We start from the raw sequence: 19,513 nt of genomic DNA, 5'->3' as shown, positions 1-19,513 counted from the left end.
GGCGCGTTAGTTCTCTATCCCGTACTGGGCATCGGGGATGTTGGGTTGCTCCGGTGATGGCATGACGGGTGCCTGTGGTGGTTCGGAATCCACCGATTTTTGGGCCACTGCGTTTGCTGCAGCAACGGCGGCGGCGATTTCGGGGTCGGATTCGGTGGAGAACCAGTGTTGGGTGTCTGCGTCTTGGTCCGCGAGTTCTTGGGTGCGTGCGTCCACTTCGGTGGGTTCGTAGCGGAAGATGCCGTCGTCGTCTTTGTTTGCCAGTGTCTTGGCGAATTGTTCGAGGGAGTCGCCAAATTGGCTGGGCACCACCCAGACTTTGTTGGCGGAGCCTTCGGCGATCTTCGGCAGTTTCTCCAAATATTGGTAGGCCAGTACTTCAGGGGTAATTTGGGCTGCGCGGATGGCAGCGTTGACTTTCTGGATTGCCCGGGCTTCACCTTGTGCGCGGAGGAACATCCCGGCGCGTTCGCCTTCGGCACGGAGGATCACGGCTTGGCGCTCTGCCTCGGCGGCGAGGATGGCGGCGTGTTTTTCACCTTCTGCGGCAAGGATCTTTGCTTGCTTTTCACCTTCTGCGGTTTTGATATCTGCCTCGCGCTGGCCTTCGGCGTTAAGGATCATGGCGCGCTTTTCACGGTCCGCCTTCATCTGCATTTCCATGGACTGTTGGATGGATGGTGGCGGATCAATGGCCTTGAGTTCGACGCGGCTGATGCGCAGGCCCCATTTGGTGGTGGCGGCATCTAGTTCGCCGCGTAGCCTGCGGTTAATCACCTCGCGTGAGGTGAGGGTTTCTTCCAGCGTCATGCCGCCCACGACGTCGCGAAGCGTTGCGGTGGAGATCTGTTCCACGCCGACGATGTAGTTGTCCACGCCGTAGATGGCGCGTTCCGGTTCGTTGACCTGGAATGTCACTACCGTGTCGATGGCCACAGTGAGGTTGTCTTGGGTGATCACCGCTTGTGGTGGGAAAGAAAACACGCGCTCGCGGGTATCTACTTTTGCACGGATACGGTCAATAAACGGGATGAGCAAAGTCAGCCCACCAGACACCGTGCGTGTATACCTGCCGAGGCGTTCAATAACGGCGGCTTCACCTTGCGGAATGAGGGCGACAGAGCGAGCTACCACCACAACAATCAGCAGAATTAAGACGCCGAATAAAACTGTTCCAAATGTCATTACTGTGCCTTCCATATAACTGCGGTGGCACCGTCAATGCTGATGACATTGACGGTGTCGCCCACAGCAAACGTTTCAGAGGGGTCGAGGCTGCGGGCAGACCAAATCGACCCGTCAAGGCGGATCTGTCCCCCGTGGGGGTCTACCGTTTCAATCACGGGTGCGGTGGCACCCACTAAAGCCTGCACCGACGTATCTAACGTGGGGGCCGTCAGCAGCCTTTTTCTCAGCATTGGGCGTAGGGAGAAAATCATGCCGATTGATGTCACGCCGAACACAACAACTTCAATCCATGTCGGCACATGAGCAAGTGAGACACCAGCGGCGGCTAATGCGCCACCGGCGAGCATGAGTAGCGTGAAATCGCCAATCGCTAGTTCGCCACAGGCTAGTATCAATGCGGCAATTAACCAAATAAATACACCCACGTTTTCAAGGATACGTGGAAAAATAGCCTTACATAAGATCTGACTTGGAGACTTCTGGGATAGTAACAAAGTCGATAAGGCGCTCTACTGCGCCGATAAGTGTTGAATCGAGGTCCCGGAAGCCATTCACTGCCCCGTACACCCGGTTCCACCCCTCCCGGGTGTCGTCCCAGCCTAATCTGCGGCATATTCCGGTTTTCCAGTCTTCGTTACGGGGAACGTCGGGCCAGGCACGCATGCCTAGTCGCTCTGGTTTCACTGCGGCCCAAATATCAATGAAGGGGTGTCCGGTGACGGCTACATGTGGCCCGACTTGTTCGGTCAGGCGTGTCTCTTTTGAGCCTGTCACTAGGTGGTCGGCAAGCACGCCGACCCTGCGCCCGGGGCCTGGTTGGAATTCCGCTAATCGTTCGGGAAGGTTGTCCAAGCCTTCCAAGTATTCGACAACCACGCCCTCTACTCGCAGGTCGTGGCCCCAGACTTTCTCCACGATCGCTGCGTCATGGATGCCTTCAACCCAGATTCGAGATGGTGCCGCGACTTTCGCTTGCACACCGGCGACTTTCCGGGAGCCGGAGTTGGAGCGGGCGGGCTGTTGTTTGGCTACAAAGCGCGTGAGCGACACGATCTGCCCATCGACCATGAAGGCACCTGTGCGGAGTTTGAACAGGTGTTGCGCGCCGTGACGATCCTCAAGGCGAACAAAATCCCCGTCATAGGTGCGTTCAAACCCCACTACAGCACCAACGTATCCGGTGGCTCGTACTTCTACCACCAGGCCGGGTTCGGCGGGAACAGTTGGATAGTCGGGGGTTTTGTTGCGTGCGTGCCCGGCGAAAATGTCACCACCGTACGGATCGTTGATGCTCATGGTTTCCTACCCTATCGGCTAAACTGGCGCGGCCATGAATTTCCGATCACACGTGTACACGCCTTTGCACAACGCTGCCATTTGGATAGCCGCGTGGCTGTATGGGCTGGAATCCTACGATGACACCGAAACAGCCCTTATTGATCTCGGTGGGGCCCCGTCCTTGGATATGTTTACTGCGCTTCGCCGTCATGCCTCTCCCCTGCTGGACGACAATCCCACTGGCGAACCCATTGTGCGGCTGGAGTTCCCGGGTCCGGGTGATGCGCCACACCTTCCCGCAGGTAGCGACGCCGCGCTGGCTGCCCAGCACAGCGGAGCATTGGTGTTTGCTTCACCCGTCCCCAATGAGCAGGTCGTGATTACTCCACCGCTGGATAATCCCCGTTGGTTTCATCTCACTGATGCTCTGCCAAGCCCCCATATTCCCACTCCGGGTGAGGCAGACCTAGAGCTCAGCGAGGCTATCCGCCGTGCCGCCACGCTTATCGACGCCCGCGGCTACCGCAGCGATACTCTCGCTAATCCGCGACTCATCGTTGGCATGGTGGGCGACACCTATGATCTTTCAGGTTTGCCTGATGCCACACCACAGCGAACACTAAAATTACTTACCCGAGCCGACCACATCAGTGCCATCATTGAGGCTGTGATCAGCTACAGCGGTGATCACAGCCTTGATGCTGAGTTATTGGCGTTAACCCGACCGATCAGGCACGCCCGCATCGCGGCTGTAAACTACGCGGTGGCCGAGTGGGGTCGTCTCAAGCGCTGAGGTGGAGTACAGCACTGCGTGTCACAGGGTGCTCCGTTAACGGAGCACCCTTTCAGCGGTGCTGTACCGAGGCGGCGTGGAGGGGCGGCGTCGATAAGTTCCTTGACCAGCTCCACCACCATGGATGCGAAATGCGGAGTTGGTCCGGCGGTTCGGGTGCGTTCAATGTACATGCCCAGTTGTTCCGCCTCCTCTGCAAGCTCCGAATCCAAATCCCACACCACTTCAATGTGGTCAGAGATGAACCCTATGGGACACACGATGGCCGCTGGATAACCAGAGGAGTGAAGATCAGCGACGTGGTCCACGATGTCCGGTTCCAACCACGGCACGTGCTCGGGGCCGGACCGGGATTGCCAGACCACATCGAACTCTGTGATTCCCAGCTGCTGAGCCACCAGAGCTGCGGATTCCTGAACCTGGCGTGAGTACAGTGCGCCGTCGGCGTCAATACCCGAGGTGTGATCTGCAGACATGGGAATGGAGTGGGCGGTGAAAATAAGCCTAGCGTTGTCGCACAAGTCGTCTGGCAGATCGGCGAAAGCCTCTTGGACGGCCTCCGTCATTGCTTCGATATAGAGCGGGTGGTCATAGAACTGACGGAGCTTGGTGAACTCAATGTCATTCAACCCCTGATTCTTGAGATGCTGACGCATGGCATCAATGTCTTCGTCGTACTGCCTGCAGCCTGAGTACCCTGCCCACGCCGAGGTGGCGAACACTAGTGCGCGGCGCACCCCTGCCTTTTCCATCTCGACAGCGGTATCTGCAGCGAGGGGGTGCCAGTTTCTGTTGCCAAAGTACATTGGCAGATCAAGCCCTTGGGCTTTCAACTCTGCTTGAACGTTGGCGATGATCTCGCGATTCAGTTCGTTCAGAGGACTGACTCCACCAAAATGGTGGTAATGCACTTCAACTTCATCCAAACGTTCTGGGGGCACTCCTCGCCCGCGTGTGACGTTTTCTAAAAATGGACGCACATCCTCATGACCCTCGGGACCACCAAAAGATAAAAATAACAATGCATCAAAAGTTGGAGGCATAGGGAACACAATACCCAACACCGACCTTCAAGTGAGAACCACGCACGGCGGTGTTGGGTTAGTTAGATCAAACGCACTGCATACGGGCTCATACCGGTCCACCGCACAGGAGAAACCTGCACCTGAGAGCCAGACTGTGGGGCTTCGAGCATCTGGCCGTCACCAAGATAAATGGCCACGTGGTCCTCGGCATTGGGGCCGTAGAAAATCAGGTCACCGCGCTGTATCTCATTCGGTGAGATTTTAGTGCCACGTTCATACTGATAACCCGTGTAATGTGGCAATGCAATGCCGACACCGGCGAAGGCATACAGCACTAGCCCAGAACAGTCGAAGCCGACCTTATTGTAATCGCCGAAGGAATCGGCAACGCCGCCGTCGCGGATACCCTGAGTCGGGCCACTGGCGTTACCTCCGCCCCAAGCGTATGGCAGCCCCACCTGGGACTGTGCGCGTGCAATGACGGCCTCGATTTTCTCTTCCTTTGATCCGCTGACGCTCGCAGACGCATCGCTGGTAACGGTGTCGAGAGTGCTCAGCGAGGAGCTGCTACTACCGGTGGCCGCATCATCCTGTTGGTTGTCCTGTTGAGGGCCTTGCAAGGCTGCGATGGTGGCAGCGTCAGCATCCAAGTCCGTGGGGTACGGGCTGTCCAGATTGGTGTGATCCGGTGATAGCTCGGCAATCTTGGCTGCCGCATCAGCCGCGGCGGCCGTTGCAGCATCGTGGTGCTGTTGCGCTTGCTGAGCTTGGGTTGTCTTTTCTTGTGTATTAGTGCGCGCACGTTCGGCCTCATCAGCGGCGGTACGCGCCCGCTCTTCAGCATCTGATTTATGTGCGTCGTTTGCTGTTGCTGCAGCGTCCGCCTCGGCGTCCGCACGGGCCTGGGCATCAGCCTGGGTTTGTTCGGCATCGTGGCGAGCTTTCTCCGCAGCTGCAGCCTCAGCTTCGGCACGCTCCCGCTCTTCCTTGGCTTTCTGATAATCCTGATATTCCTTGCGCTGATTATTCAACGTGTCGGACGTGGACTTGGCGGCATCAAGCTTCTTCTGCGCGTCATCGCGCTGCGCCATTAGGTTCTTCAGAGACGCGGTGCGCTGCTCAATCAGGCGGGAATTTTCATTAATGGCATTCTGTGCCGCTTCTTTGGCCTGAGCAGCTTGCGCCTCGCGTTGTTCTGCCAGCTTGCTGGCTTCTCGCAGCTGTGATTCTTTGTTGGCTTTGTCAGTGCGCAGGTGATCGAGGTGGTCGATGATGGCGCGTTGCTTGGCAATGTTGGTGCGTAGGTAGGTTTGTCGGTCAAGGGCATCGTTAGAGTGTTTGGTCCCCGCGACCCCTGACACGCCCGGATTGGAGGCACCCTTGCGGTAGGCAGAGCGTGAAAACTCGTCGAGCCGCTGCTGCGCCTGGGTCATCTGGTTTTGTACATCGTCGAGTTCCTGGCGGGCGGCGCGGGCAGCTTGGCGGGCTTGCTCTGCGGATGCTTGAGCATCATGGAGGTCAACAAGGGCTTTGTTGACCGCTTCCCGCAATCCGCCCATTTCGTTTTCCAGGCGACTGATGTCGTTCTGGGTGTTGCTGAGTGTATTGGCCAACTGTGCGACGTTGCGTGAGTTTGTGTTCACATTGCTTTCCGCCGTGGCGATTTCCGAATCATCTGGATTGACGGGCTGCGCCAACCCTGCCTCAGGTGATGCGATTGTCGCGGTCAGTATTGTGCTGCTCAGTGCAATGGCAATCAGCCGCCGAGTGAATCGCGTGCGTGCCACGAAAACTCCTTTTATGTGAACCAAATAAAAGCCCGCCCACGAGGTTGATTGTCTGCGTCGAATAAGCAGCTGCCTCACGTCTGGTGGTGCGTGGCATGCTTCCCCACGTGCCCGCTGCACACCATGATGTGCGGTTTAGCGTGGTTATCGACGTCACAAACCAACCCCGTGAGCCGACATTCTTAACAATAGTCCACTTTCACAACAAACAACACTTCAATCTCATTGGTCACACAAGTAAAGGCCAACACCATGCCATCCAGAGGATGGTAGATATGGTGCTGGCCTGCGCGGTTAACAAAAAAATCACAGACTATGAAGTCTGTCACATAGCCAAGGGCCCCTTTAGACGTGCAGATTTTTCAGATGTATGTACACGCAACGTCAAGCTCAAAAACGTGCACACGACTGCTGCAACGATCACCAGACATAGGCCGACAGTGACCAGCCCCCATGGGGTGGAATCGCTACTCACACTGGCCACATAGTTGTCCACGGCACTGACATAGTCTGGATTCCCCAACAGATCCCATTGCGCCAATTCAACGGTCTTACGAGAGTACTGATCGCTTACAATCGCCCCACTTCCCGGCGCCCGCACAATGATGGTGTTGATATTGGTGGTGTCGAGCAGCTCTTGGGCAATGTCCCTGAGGTCGGCGGTCTGAGCTGGAGTTTCATCGAGTGCAACGAAGCCAAAAGAACCCCGACCTTGGTTTTCCGCGTTGGCCAGGATGGTGGCGATATCCTGTTCCGCTCCTGGATGTTCTCGTCCATACGCCCCGAGCACAACGGAGTCGTCGTTGAGTTGGGCGGCGAGTTCGTCGATGTTGTATTGTTCGGGGATCAACCTGGAACCTTCCGGGGATGCATTCGGGTAGAGGCGTCGTCATGCGGCACCATGTGCCACATGACGCATGGCGGTTCTATTTTAGTGGGGTCCGGGTGAGCGTGGCGATTGAGGGACACGGTGTCGTGTTACGCCTTGGCGCGCGTGGGTGCCGGAGGTGCAAGATTGACGATTGCTGCTGTTGATGGGGGTCATCTTTCCCTTAATCGGGGGTATTTTTAAGGGCGTAAGCCGCAAAATTCCGCAACAGAACGCTTGTACTGTTAAGATAATGGCAAACGATCATGAGGATTCATCCTGGGGTTTCCTTCAGGCGGAATCACCATGATGCCCTTCGCGGGTGTCCGTTTACGCACTGATCACGCACCGATTCCAGCCACATCAAGGATTTGCTGGTGTGTGACTCACCCTAGTTTTTTTTAAGGAAGTGGAGCTAACTGTGACCGATAGCAAAAACTCCTTCAACGCCAAAAGCACACTGGAAGTTGGCGAGAAGTCTTATGAGTACTTCGCGCTGAGCGCTGTGCCTGGTATGGAGAAGCTGCCCTATTCGTTGAAGGTTCTCGGGGAGAATCTTCTGCGCACCGAGGACGGCGCGAACATCACCACAGAGCATATTGAGGCTATTGCCAACTGGGATCCCACTGCAGAACCAAGCATTGAGATCCAGTTCACCCCGGCCCGGGTGTTGATGCAGGACTTTACTGGTGTCCCTTGTGTGGTTGACCTTGCCACCATGCGTGAAGCGGTGAAAACTCTTGGCGGTGACCCCGACAAGGTGAACCCGCTGAACCCCGCAGAGATGGTGATTGACCACTCGGTGATCATTGAGGCTTTCGGCAACTCTGACGCTTTGTCCACCAACGTCGACATTGAATACGAACGCAATGAAGAGCGTTATCAGTTCCTGCGGTGGGGATCCAAGGCGTTTTCCAACTTCCGCGTAGTGCCGCCCGGAACCGGCATTGTGCACCAAGTGAATATTGAAAACCTCGCCCGCGTGGTGTTTGACAATAATGGCCTCGCCTACCCGGATACGTGCATTGGTACCGACTCCCACACCACCATGGAAAACGGTCTGGGTATTCTCGGCTGGGGCGTGGGTGGCATTGAGGCAGAGGCCGCTATGCTGGGTCAGCCGGTGTCCATGCTGATCCCCCGCGTTGTTGGCTTCAAACTGACTGGTGAAATCCCAGCCGGCGTTACTGCCACCGATGTGGTGTTGACCATTACGGAAATGCTGCGCGAGCACGGCGTGGTCCAGAAGTTTGTAGAATTCTATGGCTCTGGTGTGAAGGCTGTGCCGCTGGCCAACCGCGCCACCATTGGCAACATGTCTCCTGAGTTCGGCTCGACGTGTGCCATGTTCCCCATCGACGAGCAGACCACCAAGTACATGCGCCTGACCGGTCGATCTGAAGAGCAGATTGCATTGGTTGAAGCTTACGCCAAGGCTCAGGGCATGTGGCTGGATGAGAACACCCCTGAGGCGACGTACTCCGAGTACCTTGAGCTGGACCTTTCCACGGTGGTACCCTCCATCGCCGGTCCGAAGCGTCCCCAGGATCGTATTTTGCTCTCGGAGGCCAAGCAGCAGTTCCGCACTGACCTGCCGAACTACCTGGGCGAAGACGGCACATTTGAGCCGGTAGACCTGGGCCCGGCTGGCGAACCTAACTACAATTCCTCCCGCGCAGGCCACGGCGAATCCGCAGCAGAGGGTGCCGACGGCCGTGCCTCCCGCCCGGTGGTTGTTCACTCCCCGCGCGGCGGCGAGTACACGCTGGATCACGGCATGGTGGCCATCGCCTCCATCACCTCATGTACCAACACCTCCAACCCCTCGGTGATGATTGGTGCCGGCTTGATCGCACGCAAGGCCAACGAAAAAGGACTGAAGGCAAAGCCGTGGGTCAAGACCATTTGCGCCCCTGGTTCCCAGGTTGTGGATGGCTACTACAAGCGCGCTGACCTGTGGAAGGATCTGGAGGCTTTGGGCTTCTACCTCGCAGGCTTCGGATGCACCACCTGTATTGGTAACTCTGGTCCGCTCCCCGAGGAAGTCTCCCAGGCCATCAACGAGTATGACCTCACCGCCACGGCTGTACTGTCAGGCAACCGCAACTTTGAGGGCCGCATCTCCCCCGATGTGAAGATGAACTACTTGGCCTCCCCGATTATGGTCATTGCCTACGCCATTGCGGGCACCATGGACTTTGATTTTGCTACCCAGCCTTTGGGCCAGGATCAGGACGGAAACGACGTCTTCCTGACCGACATTTGGCCATCCACCGAGGAAATTGAGGCGACCATCGAGTCCGCAATTTCCCGTGAACTCTACGAAGCAGACTACGCCGATGTGTTCTTGGGTGATGAAACTTGGCAGAACCTGCCTACCCCAGAGGGCAAAACCTTCGATTGGGATGAGAAATCCACCTACATCCGTAAGGCACCGTACTTTGATGGCATGACCATGGAACCAGAACCGGTCACGGACATCAAGGGTGCCCGTGTACTGGCCAAATTGGGCGACTCGGTGACCACAGACCACATCTCCCCCGCCTCCTCCATCAAACCCGGTACCCCTGCGGCGCAATACCTGGATGAGAACGGCGTTGCCCGCAACGACTACAACTCCCTGGGATCCCGTCGTGGCAACCACGAAGTAATGATGCGTGGTACTTTTGCCAACATTCGCCTTCAAAACCAGCTGGTGGATGTCGCCGGTGGCTACACGCGCGACTTCACCCAGGACGGCGGGCCGCAATCCTTCATTTTCGATGCCTGCGAGAACTACAAAAAAGCCGGCATCCCACTGGTTGTCCTCGGCGGCAAGGAATACGGCACGGGTTCGTCCCGCGACTGGGCCGCCAAGGGCACAAACTTGCTGGGTGTCAAAGCGGTGATCACCGAATCCTTCGAGCGCATTCACCGCTCCAACCTGATCGGAATGGGCGTTATCCCGTTGCAGTTCCCCGCCGGTGAATCTCACGAGTCACTGGGGCTGGACGGCACGGAGGTCTTTGATATTGAAGGCATCGAAGAACTCAACAACGGCGTCACCCCCAAGACCGTGAAAGTCACTGCCACCAAGGACAACGGTTCTGTTGTGGAGTTCGATGCGGTGGTTCGCATCGACACGCCTGGCGAGGCCGAATACTACCGCAATGGTGGTATTTTGCAGTTCGTGCTTCGAAACATGGCGAAAAGCTAAACTCGGCTTAACCAGTTGGGCATAGCCCCGCCGAAGCATCCCCGTGGGGGCTGGCTACCTCAGCCCCCACAGTTTTTGTGCACCATCACCAGAGGAGGACCGTGTTGTGCCTAAGGTCAGCAGTTCAGACTTGACGCAGCGCCGCAAAGACATCCTTGAAGGTGCGCGTAGGTGCTTTGCCGAGCATGGTTACGAGGGGGCGACGGTGCGTCGCCTAGAGGAAGCCACAGGCAAGTCTCGTGGCGCAATCTTCCATCATTTTGCCGATAAGGAAAACCTTTTCCTCGCGCTAGCCCGCGAGGATTCCCGCCGCATGGCTGATGTTGTTGCTCGGGAAGGATTGGTGGAAGTGATGCGCGACATGCTCGCCCACCCGGAACGCTACGATTGGTTGCTGACCCGGTTGGAAATCACCCGACTACGGCGCACCGATCCTGTCTTCCAGGCCCGCTGGCAGGAACATCAAGCCATTCTTGACGATGCCGTGCACCGCCGCCTGCAATCCAACGCTAATGCAGGCCGCATGCGCACTGATGTCCCCGTTGAGGTTTTACACACGTTCCTTGAAACCGTCATGGATGGTTTCATCTCTCGCATGGCCTCAGGAGCCTCGACGGAAAACTTGACTCAAGTGCTGGATGTTGTGGAAGATTCGGTCCGCAGTAATCGCCGCTAGCTGCGATTTTCTAGTGCTGATACCATACCGACTAGACTGCTCGGTATGGTTTCTCTTCTCTTGGTGTCTCCACGACACGGTGCGGACGTTGCTGCGGCCGAATACCAGGATTTTCTTCACGCAACCGGCCTCACACCACAGGAACTTACTCACCGCATGCTGGATTCGGAAACCGCCTCCATCGGACCACTTTCCGGCTTCGATGGGGTCATTGTGGGCGGTAGCCCATTCAATGTCACCACAGCACACTACTCCACCGAGCAACAGCACGTTCACGCACAATTGGCCACGCTCATCGACGCCCCGATCCCCGTAATGTTCATCTGCTTCGGTGCCAGCCTGGTCGCACATCTCAAAGGTGGAAAGGTTGGGCGCACTCACCCGGAAGAGTCCAGTGCCTCCATCGTCGAACTGACCCCTGAGGCCATAGCTGACCCACTTATGGCATCCCTGCCCACTCGCTTTGAAGTACTCACTGGTCACACGGAAAACGTTGTGGCGTTACCATCGTCAGCAACGCTTCTTGCTACCGGGCCCAACTGCCCGATCCAGCTGTATCGCGCCAACGACACGACATGGGCATCCCAGTTTCATGCTGAAATGGACGCGGCTGCGCTGGAAACTCGTATGCGTTTTTATTTTGACTATGGCTACTTCTCCCCCGAGGATTTTGATAGTATCGTCGCCAGCATAAAAACAGTAGATACCCGCTACTCACATCAGATACTGCGTAACTTTGTGGCCCACTGCGAGGAGCTTGGCCGCATCACATCACCTAGGACGGACTCGCCTGACCATGCCAACACCCCAACCCCAGCTGCCATTCCTGCTCCTTAGCACCCGTCCAGAACGTGAGGCGGTTACTGCGGAATATCACTCTTTCCGCACTATTATGGACCTCTCCCCCGAGGAGCTCGTGCAGATCCGGGTCAACGAAACATCACTGCCTGACATTGATTTTTCTGACTATTCTGGAGTGATTCTTGGGGGCGGCCCATTTAACGCCAGTGATGAGGATAAGTCCGATAATCAACGCCGCGTGGAGTCCGAGCTCATTGCGCTTATTCGCAGAATCATTGACCAGGATTTTCCGCTGTTTGCCACGTGTTATGGCATTGGTTTGGTCGCGTTAGCACTTGATGCACCGCTGAGCCGCACCTATAACGAAACCCCCTCATGTATCACGGTCTTCGTTACCGACGAAGCAAAGGATGATCCACTGTTCGCGGGGATGCCTGACTCCTTTTCCACCCTGGTTGGCCATGTCGAGGCTGCCGATGCGGTACCCGATGGTGCCGTGCATCTGGTGCGTGGCCAGGCATGTCCGATTCAGATGTACCGCCTCAACAACAATGTCTACGTTACGCAATTTCATCCAGAGCTAGAACCGGAGACATTTGCCCAGCGCCTACGTATTTATCGCGACAACGGCTATTACGATCCCAGCGAGTACCACCGCATCGCCGACGAGGCTTTTCGCGCCGACCTCACAGTGGATAATCTGTTGCTCCAAAATTTCCGGTCACGGTATCAGCGCGCTAGCTAAACAGGTCGGCGACTGGGGTGTCGCCGTCGCAAAACTCCAGTACGCGGGCATCGCCCTGCGGCACGTGCTTGGCAGTCGCAGCAGCTGCTGCGACCTGGGCGACTAACTCACGGGAAGTCGTACCGCCAGAAGACTTGGTGCTGTCAAAGACCTTCACTCCACCTGCGGCGTTGTGGTTGAGGGTTGTTGGCCCGAGGATGATGCTCTCCAGGGGTGAATCAAGTAGCGCCTCATCAGCTACGCGCTTGGCCAGCGCGTAGTGGTACAGCGGGTGTTTTTGTTCAAAGAAATCAGTCAATGATCCCACAAAGCTCACCATGATGTAGCGCGGTGGGGTGCTCGCGCGTGTCGCGGCGTTGATAGACGCTATAGCCGCATCGCGGTCAATGGCATACGTAGCATCCGGCCCACCCTTACCGCCAGCGCCAGCGGACCAGACCACCACATCAGTGTCAGCAAGAAGTTCGTCCCAAGCAACAGCATCCAAGACTGCGATGTCGGCGACCTTAGCTGTTGCCCCTGTTTGTTCAACCTCTGCGACATGGTCTGGGTTGCGTACCACCGAGGTCACGTCAAAGCCGTGGTTTACCAAGAGCGGGGCGAGAAAAAGCGCCACATGCCCATGACCACCGATGATTATTGCCTTCTTGTGTTCTGACATAGCCCCCACTATGACAGAAAACGCGGGTTCGCGCTCACTTCTTAACAAGGAGCAGTATGAACCCGCGTATGAGACAGCGGCGAGGATGTTAGGTGAGGAACGTGCCGCTGCCGTCAGCCCAGTAGTAGCCGTCGACATGCCACCTGTATTCGGTGTTCTCACGGGCCTCACCTAAGAAGGCGCAGCCGGTGGAGTATGGTTCAACAACGAATTCCTTGACCGGTCCTTGTCCTGGAACACGTGGTGAGAGGTGGACTTTTGCTGAGCCGCCGTTCTGCGTGGTTACACAGAACTGGTTGTGGTCGTCGCGGTAATTCACAGTGACGATTCCGCCGAGATCGACAGGGAACTTTGTTTGTGCAGAGACAGCTGGCGTCATGAGTGCAGTCGCTGCGGCAACCGATGCACCCACCACTGCGGCCTTATAAAGCATTTTCTTAGGCATCTTTAGATCCTTTCTCCCCAATATGGTCGGTAGCGAAAACCCCGGCCTATAGCCCCACATAGTGCTACAATCCCGATCCTTTACCGGCGCCGCAGTTTTCTTTATGTTGCTGTAGATGCTCTTTTATTGTGACCTGTTTTGAACAAAGCATCAAGCGTTTTTATGAAAAAAATGAGGTCGAATAATAGCTACTTTTACCCTCGGACATTTATTAGCAAAAGTACTATAAAGGAAGCACACAATATAGTTACATCGTGAAATGGAATGTTAAAGTGTAGTGCTACACATAAAAGCACCTTTACCATTTCGTAAGGTAAACAATCTCCTACTTTGAATTTAATTAGATAGGCACACCACAAAAGGGGTACTTATATGACTTATCCCTCGCGATAAAAAGGATAGTGCTTAGGTCACAGGGGTGAGTTCCTAACAAGTGTTAAGCTACGCAAGCTCGACAATCTCCATGTAATCGTCATTCCACAGGTCTTCTACACCATCTGGCAATATAATCACGCGCTCTGGGTTCAGCGCCTTCACTGCACCAGGGTCATGGGTGACCAAGACAATCGCACCTTTATAGGTACGCAGGGCGTCGAGAACCTGTTCACGGGAGATGGGATCAAGGTTGTTGGTTGGTTCGTCAAGAAGCAGGACATTAGCTCGAGACGACACTAACGCTGCCAAGGCCAGTCGAGTTTTCTCACCACCGGATAGTGTGCCAGCAGGCTGCTGCAGCTGCTCTCCGGAGAACATGAATGCACCTAGCAGGCCGCGCAGGTCCTGTTCGCCAGCGTCAGGGCAGGCGCGGATAGTGTTTTCCCACACTGAGGCCTCTGGGTCAATCGTGTCGTGTTCCTGCGCAAAGTATCCGATTTTGAGCCCATGCCCAGACACAATGCCACCCTCGCCGTCGGTGCGTTCTACTCCGGCGAGGAGCTTCAATAACGTGGTTTTACCTGCACCGTTAAAGCCCAACACAACAACACGGGAACCACGATCAATAGCTAAGTCAACGCCCGCAAATACCTCCAGAGAACCATACATTTTAGTCAGTCCCGTCGCGTTCAACGGGGTTTTTCCGCACGGCGAGGGTTCGGGGAAAGTAATATGCGCTACTCGGTCAGCAATCCGCACCTCTTCCAGTTCGCCCATGAGCTTGTCGGCGCGCGCAACCATTTGCTTCGCAGCGGCTGCCTTCGTGGCCTTTGCCCCCAACTTCGCCGCTTGTTTGCGTAACGCACTGGCCTTCTTTTCAGCGTTGGCGCGTTCCCGACGGCGCCGCGCCTCGTCTGTCGCTCGAGCGTCCTGGTACTGCGCCCAGCCCATGTTGTACACGTCGGCTTCACCGCGCACGGCATCTAGGAACCAGACCTTGTTGCACACGGCATCAAGAAGTTCAACGTCGTGGGAAATCATGATCAAACCCCCCTCGTGCTTGGATAGAAAATCGCGCAGCCAGGTGATGGAATCGGCGTCAAGGTGGTTGGTGGGTTCATCAAGAAGCAGTGTTGTGGTGGATTTACCCGAGCCACCGGAGGCGGAAAATAAGATTCGCGCCAGTTCAACACGGCGTCGTTGGCCGCCTGAGAGCGTGGAAAGTTGCTGGTCTAAAATGCGTGCGGGCAGCCCCAGGGCGTCGCAAATTCGGGCGGCTTCTGAGGATGCCTCGTACCCGCCAAGCTGGTGGTATTGTTCCTCCAACCGAGAGTACTTCCTGATCGCAGCATCGCGCTTGCGGTCATCGGTGGTGGTTTCCATAACCTCCTGCTGACGCTCCATGGATGCCATGATCTGCTCCAAACCCCGTGCCGACAGGACGCGGTCACGCGCCGATTGCTCCAGATTGCCTTCCCTGGAATCCTGCGGCAGGTACCCCACCGGACCAGACCGCGTCACTGACCCCCCATACGGCTCAGACTCACCAGCCAAAATCCGCATTGTTGTGGTTTTGCCTGCACCGTTGCGACCAACAAGCCCAATACGGTCACCAGGTTGTACCCGCAGATGCTGGCCAGGCGCATGAAGCAGAGTACGGGCACCCACGCGGACTTCACAATCATTGGTCACAATCACGATCAGATAGTTTAGCCGAACCATGCTCGCAGGCAGCGTATGCTGTAGCACAACCCGGTAGCTAAGGAGGCCCGCCTATGGATGTTGACCTTATCGTCGTCGGACTTGGCCCCGCCGGTGCAGCCCTCGCGTATCGTGCAGCCACACACTACGGCTGGCGCGTTCTGGGCATCGACCCAACCACTAGCTGGGATAAGACGCTGGGCGTCTGGGTTAGCGACATTCCCACGTGGCTTGCGCACCTTCCAGTCATCCGAAGCACCCCCGCCGCACACGCACTGAGTAGGCATAACCTCGGGCAGGGGTACGCCGTCATTGATACAGCAGCTTGGCGAGCGGCACTTGTCACCTTCCCCACCCTCTGCGCTGACGCCACCATTATCGACGCCCACACCGTCACCACACAGGGCACTACCTACCGAGCACGCTGGGTTATCGACGCCCGCGGCCCTCTCCCCGACCCGTCCCTACCAGTGCAACAGGCGCTCGGCACGTTTGTCGATGCCCCCTCCACCAACGCCACCTGGATGGACCTGCGTCCCATCAGTGAGGATTACCCACCCACATTCCTCTACACAGTCCCCACCCCACACGGAATGCTCCACGAGGAAACCATCCTCATCACTGCAGCACCTGTTGCCTGGGGCGAGCTGGAATCACGGCTTTGCGCCCGCGGTGTCACTGCCTGCGGGCGGATCGAACACGTCCTGTTTTCATTGGGTAGTGCGCCATACCGGGGTCCCGCCATTCCCTTCGGCGCACGAGCGGGTTTTATTAACCCAGTGACTGGGTACAGTGTTGGCACTGCTTTGAGGCTTGTCGACGCCACCCTGGACGCGCTTTCCACACACCGATCTCTCCCCTGGCATTCAATCGGCTTCCGATGCGATCAGTGGCTGCTTCGCCGCGCGCAAACAGTCTTACTGAGCCTTACCGCAACGGAACAGTGCACCTTCCTTGAGCTGCTTTTTCAGCTTTCCTCCGCACAGCAACAACGCTTCCTCCAGCTTGGATGCTGGCGTGGAAGCGTTGCCGCCATGATAAGAATGTTCCGCGCCGCAAGCCCTGCGCTCAAGCGGCGCTGCCTGCGCATGATTGCCTAAACCGAGAATCCCAGGGCGCGGAGTTGTTCGCGCCCATCTTCGGTAATCATGTGGGGACCCCACGGTGGCATCCATACCCACTTCAGCGTGAGTTTAGAGGCGATACCGTTCATCACCACAGCATTCTGTGCTTGGTCTTCCAGCACATCTGTCAGCGGACAGGCAGGCGACGTCAGCGTCATCTCAACGACAGCTTCCGTGTCGTTTTCAATCCAAATGTCATAGACCAAACCCAGATCCACAACGTTAATTCCCAGTTCCGGGTCAATCACGTCGCGCATGTATTCTTCAACATCTGCGGCTAGAGCAAGATCCTTGTCGGACTGCTCCGGCTTGACTTTATCCTCCAGCTGGTCGCTACGGTCCTCAGGCAGGTCATGTTCTTCAATCATTTATCCTCCAAAGCGTCGGCTGTTGCAGCCTGAAAAGCTTTCCATCCTAACAATGCACATTTCACGCGCGCCGGGTATTGGGAAACCCCAGAAAACGCCACCCCATCTCCAATGATCTCTTCATCGCCGTCCACCTGTCCACGGGAGGTAATCATGCGCTCAAATTCGGCAAGCTTGTCCATCGCTTCCTCCACTGGGCGGCCGACAATTTCCTCGGCCATCACCGAAGTGGATGCCTGGCTGATTGAGCATCCCTCTGCCTCATAGGACACGTCGTCCACCACAGTCCCGTCTGCGGACAGTTTTACTCGAAGCGTCAGTTCGTCTCCACAAGACGTATTGACGTGGTGCACTTCAGCATCGAAGGGGTCGCGCAGCCCACGATGTTGTGGATGCCTGTAATGGTCCAGAATGACCTCTTGATACATCTGTTCTAACTTCATCGCGCAACTCCGAAAAATTCCTGAGCCTTGGTGATCGCATGAACGAGTGCATCAATCTCCTCACGCGTGTTGTACAGGTAAAAGGATGCACGTGCGGTGGCTTGAGCACCTACGGCACGGTGCACGGGCCACGCACAATGATGGCCAACGCGGATAGATACACCGTAATCGTCAAGCACCTGTCCCAGGTCATGCGGGTGAATACCATTAACGACAAAGCTCACTGCGCTTCCACGCTGTTCGGCTGTGGTGGGACCAATAATGGTGAGACCGTCAATGCCTTGCAGTTGTTCCAAGGCGTACACAATGAGGTCGTGCTCATGCGCTGCAACAGCCTCCATCCCTACACCATTAAGGAACTCTGCTGCAGCCGCCAATCCAACGACCTGGCTGGTCATTTGGGTCCCAGCTTCAAAGCGTTGTGGTGGTTCGGTAAACGTGCTCCCCTCCATGGTCACTTTTTCGATCATGGAGCCACCTGTCAAAAACGGCGGAAGCTCTTTCAGCAGCGGATCACGCGCGTAAAGCACGCCCACGCCGCTGGGGCCACACATCTTGTGCCCGGAAAACGCAGCAAAATCTACACCTAAATCGTGGAAATTCACCGGCATGTGTGGAACTGACTGGCAAGCATCCAACACTGTTAAAGCATTGACGCTACGTGCTCGGCGCACAATCTCTGCAACATCAGCAACAGCACCAGTCACATTTGACTGATGGGTAAACGCCACAACCTTAACCGTATCGTCAAGTTCCAAGGAATCCAGATCAATACGGCCATCATTAGTCAGCCCATACCATTTCAACGTCGCGCCAGTTCTACGGCACAATTCCTGCCATGGAACCAAGTTGGCGTGGTGCTCTAGTTCCGTAACCACGACGGTGTCCCCAGCCTGAACACGGCGGGCACCCGCGCGGTCGTCGCCAAGCACAAACGCAACAAGGTTGAGCGCCTCCGTTGCATTTTTGGTAAACACCAGTTCGTCCGAATCTGCGCCGACAAAATCAGCGATGGTCACGCGTGCCTTTTCGTAGGCATCGGTAGCTTCCTCGGCCAATGAATAAGCTCCACGATGCACAGGTGCATTGGTGCTCAGGACAAAATTCTCCTCGGCGCGCCAGACCACTTCTGGGCGTTGCGATGTCGCACCAGAGTCCAGGTATACCAGCGGGTTACCATGGCGGACTGTGCGGGCGAGAATGGGAAACTGCGCCCGCACAGCATCAACGTCTAGAAAGTTAGCGTTGGTCATCACAGGAAACGATCGTAGCCGTGCTCTTCCAGCTGGTCGGCAAGCTCAGGACCACCCGACGTGACGATCTTGCCGTCAGCAAACACGTGAACAAAATCAGGCTTCACATAGTTCAAGATGCGCTTGTAGTGGGTAATCATCAGCACGCCACCATCGTTGCGCTCTTTGTAGTTATTAATACCGGCGGACACAACCCGCAACGCATCAACGTCCAGGCCCGAGTCGGTCTCGTCCAACACCGCGAACTTTGGCTTTAGCAAACCAAGTTGCAGAATTTCGTGGCGTTTCTTCTCTCCACCGGAGAAACCTTCATTGACAGAACGCTCGGAAAAAGCCTTATCAATAACCAACTCATCCTGGGCTTCACGGACTTCCTTCACCCACTCGCGCAGCTTCGGGGCTTCGCCTCGGACGGCAGTCGCTGCAGTACGCAGGAAGTTTGCCATGGATACGCCAGGGACTTCGATCGGGTACTGCATAGCCAGGAATAAACCTGCTTTAGCGCGCTCATCAACGTCCATGTCCAGCAGATTTTCACCATCAAGCAGGACTTCACCGCCGGTGACTTCATACTTCGGGTGGCCTGCCAGCGTGTAAGACAGGGTTGACTTGCCAGATCCATTGGGACCCATGATGGCATGGGTTTCACCCGAGTTAATGGTCAGGTTGACGCCTTTGAGAATTTCTTTCGGCTCAGTAGACTCATCGGTTGGGCGAACCTGGGCGGTAAGGTTGCGAATTTCAAGAGTGCTCATAGTGTTCCTTTTGAAGAATATGGGTAAGACA

The 19,513-nt window shown here is 56.2% G+C and carries 19 protein-coding genes; 6 read left to right on the top strand and 13 right to left on the bottom strand.

Annotation, left to right across the window (positions count from 1 at the left end; genetic code table 11):
* Window positions 1–6: 6 nt before the first annotated feature.
* From CDUR_RS06395 to CDUR_RS06385, 3 genes are read right to left on the bottom strand one after another with little or no spacing between them, the layout of a single operon-like run.
* Window positions 7–1,185 carry an SPFH domain-containing protein gene (locus CDUR_RS06395; RefSeq protein ID WP_006063357.1) on the bottom strand — a complete coding sequence of 393 codons (1,179 nt, stop codon included), beginning with the start codon at window positions 1,183–1,185 and terminating at the stop codon, window positions 7–9.
* Window positions 1,185–1,613, bottom strand: coding sequence for an NfeD family protein (locus tag CDUR_RS06390; protein ID WP_179417568.1), 429 nt, complete (start codon window positions 1,611–1,613; stop codon window positions 1,185–1,187). The genes CDUR_RS06395 and CDUR_RS06390 overlap by 1 nt, the downstream gene beginning before the upstream one ends.
* A 28-nt stretch (window positions 1,614–1,641) precedes the next feature.
* A complete protein-coding gene (locus tag CDUR_RS06385) occupies window positions 1,642–2,484 on the bottom strand; it encodes a DUF3097 domain-containing protein (protein ID WP_179417567.1) in 843 nt (280 codons plus the stop codon).
* A gap of 34 nt (window positions 2,485–2,518) precedes the next feature.
* On the opposite strand from CDUR_RS06385, the gene CDUR_RS06380 reads away from it, so the two are divergent.
* Window positions 2,519–3,259 carry an Rv1486c family protein gene (locus tag CDUR_RS06380; protein WP_179417566.1) on the top strand — a complete coding sequence of 247 codons (741 nt, stop codon included), beginning with the start codon at window positions 2,519–2,521 and terminating at the stop codon, window positions 3,257–3,259.
* Here CDUR_RS06380 and CDUR_RS06375 read toward each other — a convergent pair.
* The 3 genes from CDUR_RS06375 to CDUR_RS06365 form a co-directional block, all read right to left on the bottom strand.
* The gene (locus tag CDUR_RS06375) at window positions 3,223–4,302 is read right to left on the bottom strand and encodes a ferrochelatase (protein WP_179417565.1); all 1,080 of its coding nucleotides are present in this window, start codon (window positions 4,300–4,302) and stop codon (window positions 3,223–3,225) included. The genes CDUR_RS06380 and CDUR_RS06375 overlap by 37 nt on opposite strands.
* A 62-nt stretch (window positions 4,303–4,364) precedes the next feature.
* The gene (locus CDUR_RS06370; protein ID WP_290208098.1) at window positions 4,365–6,071 is read right to left on the bottom strand and encodes a DIP1281 family NlpC/P60 protein; all 1,707 of its coding nucleotides are present in this window, start codon (window positions 6,069–6,071) and stop codon (window positions 4,365–4,367) included.
* A 325-nt stretch (window positions 6,072–6,396) separates the two neighbouring features.
* On the bottom strand, window positions 6,397–6,921 hold the full coding sequence (locus CDUR_RS06365) for an Rv1476 family membrane protein (RefSeq protein WP_179417563.1): 525 nt from the start codon (window positions 6,919–6,921) through the stop codon (window positions 6,397–6,399).
* A 439-nt stretch (window positions 6,922–7,360) separates the two neighbouring features.
* On the opposite strand from CDUR_RS06365, the gene acnA reads away from it, so the two are divergent.
* The 4 genes from acnA to CDUR_RS06345 all read left to right on the top strand — a co-directional run bounded on the left by acnA (window position 7,361) and on the right by CDUR_RS06345 (window position 12,357).
* Window positions 7,361–10,135 (top strand): aconitate hydratase AcnA, encoded by a 2,775-nt coding sequence (acnA, locus tag CDUR_RS06360; RefSeq protein WP_179417562.1) that lies wholly within the window; start codon window positions 7,361–7,363, stop codon window positions 10,133–10,135.
* Window positions 10,136–10,241: 106 nt separating this feature from the next.
* Window positions 10,242–10,811 carry a TetR/AcrR family transcriptional regulator gene (locus CDUR_RS06355; RefSeq protein WP_179417561.1) on the top strand — a complete coding sequence of 190 codons (570 nt, stop codon included), beginning with the start codon at window positions 10,242–10,244 and terminating at the stop codon, window positions 10,809–10,811.
* Window positions 10,812–10,856: 45 nt separating this feature from the next.
* Window positions 10,857–11,648, top strand: coding sequence for a glutamine amidotransferase (locus tag CDUR_RS06350; RefSeq protein WP_179417560.1), 792 nt, complete (start codon window positions 10,857–10,859; stop codon window positions 11,646–11,648).
* Window positions 11,608–12,357 carry a glutamine amidotransferase gene (locus CDUR_RS06345; RefSeq protein ID WP_179417559.1) on the top strand — a complete coding sequence of 250 codons (750 nt, stop codon included), beginning with the start codon at window positions 11,608–11,610 and terminating at the stop codon, window positions 12,355–12,357. Before CDUR_RS06350 ends, CDUR_RS06345 begins: the two co-directional genes overlap by 41 nt.
* On the opposite strand, the gene CDUR_RS06340 is transcribed toward CDUR_RS06345, so the two are convergent.
* From CDUR_RS06340 to CDUR_RS06330, 3 genes are all read right to left on the bottom strand, one after another.
* Window positions 12,350–13,018, bottom strand: coding sequence for an NAD(P)H-binding protein (locus tag CDUR_RS06340; protein ID WP_179417558.1), 669 nt, complete (start codon window positions 13,016–13,018; stop codon window positions 12,350–12,352). The genes CDUR_RS06345 and CDUR_RS06340 overlap by 8 nt on opposite strands.
* Before the next feature lie 88 nt (window positions 13,019–13,106).
* Window positions 13,107–13,463, bottom strand: coding sequence for a hypothetical protein (locus CDUR_RS06335; RefSeq protein ID WP_179417557.1), 357 nt, complete (start codon window positions 13,461–13,463; stop codon window positions 13,107–13,109).
* A 441-nt stretch (window positions 13,464–13,904) separates the two neighbouring features.
* Window positions 13,905–15,536 (bottom strand): ABC-F family ATP-binding cassette domain-containing protein, encoded by a 1,632-nt coding sequence (locus CDUR_RS06330; protein WP_179417556.1) that lies wholly within the window; start codon window positions 15,534–15,536, stop codon window positions 13,905–13,907.
* A 77-nt stretch (window positions 15,537–15,613) separates the two neighbouring features.
* Between CDUR_RS06330 and CDUR_RS06325 the strand changes: the two genes are divergently transcribed.
* Window positions 15,614–16,639, top strand: coding sequence for a lycopene cyclase family protein (locus tag CDUR_RS06325; protein WP_179417555.1), 1,026 nt, complete (start codon window positions 15,614–15,616; stop codon window positions 16,637–16,639).
* Here CDUR_RS06325 and CDUR_RS06320 read toward each other — a convergent pair.
* From CDUR_RS06320 to sufC, 4 genes are read right to left on the bottom strand one after another with little or no spacing between them, the layout of a single operon-like run.
* Window positions 16,636–17,031, bottom strand: coding sequence for a metal-sulfur cluster assembly factor (locus CDUR_RS06320; protein WP_006063340.1), 396 nt, complete (start codon window positions 17,029–17,031; stop codon window positions 16,636–16,638). The genes CDUR_RS06325 and CDUR_RS06320 overlap by 4 nt on opposite strands.
* Window positions 17,028–17,474 carry a Fe-S cluster assembly sulfur transfer protein SufU gene (gene sufU / locus CDUR_RS06315; RefSeq protein ID WP_006063339.1) on the bottom strand — a complete coding sequence of 149 codons (447 nt, stop codon included), beginning with the start codon at window positions 17,472–17,474 and terminating at the stop codon, window positions 17,028–17,030. Before sufU ends, CDUR_RS06320 begins: the two co-directional genes overlap by 4 nt.
* A complete protein-coding gene (locus CDUR_RS06310) occupies window positions 17,471–18,727 on the bottom strand; it encodes a cysteine desulfurase (RefSeq protein WP_179419052.1) in 1,257 nt (418 codons plus the stop codon). The genes sufU and CDUR_RS06310 overlap by 4 nt, the downstream gene beginning before the upstream one ends.
* Window positions 18,727–19,482, bottom strand: coding sequence for a Fe-S cluster assembly ATPase SufC (gene sufC, locus CDUR_RS06305; RefSeq protein ID WP_179417554.1), 756 nt, complete (start codon window positions 19,480–19,482; stop codon window positions 18,727–18,729). The genes CDUR_RS06310 and sufC overlap by 1 nt, the downstream gene beginning before the upstream one ends.
* Window positions 19,483–19,513 lie beyond the last annotated feature (31 nt).

Origin of the sequence: Corynebacterium durum (assembly GCF_030408675.1) — a bacterium.
Taxonomy (GTDB): domain Bacteria; phylum Actinomycetota; class Actinomycetes; order Mycobacteriales; family Mycobacteriaceae; genus Corynebacterium; species Corynebacterium durum.
Note: the sequence above shows the minus strand (reverse complement) of the source record. Positions and strands in the feature narration are given on the sequence as shown.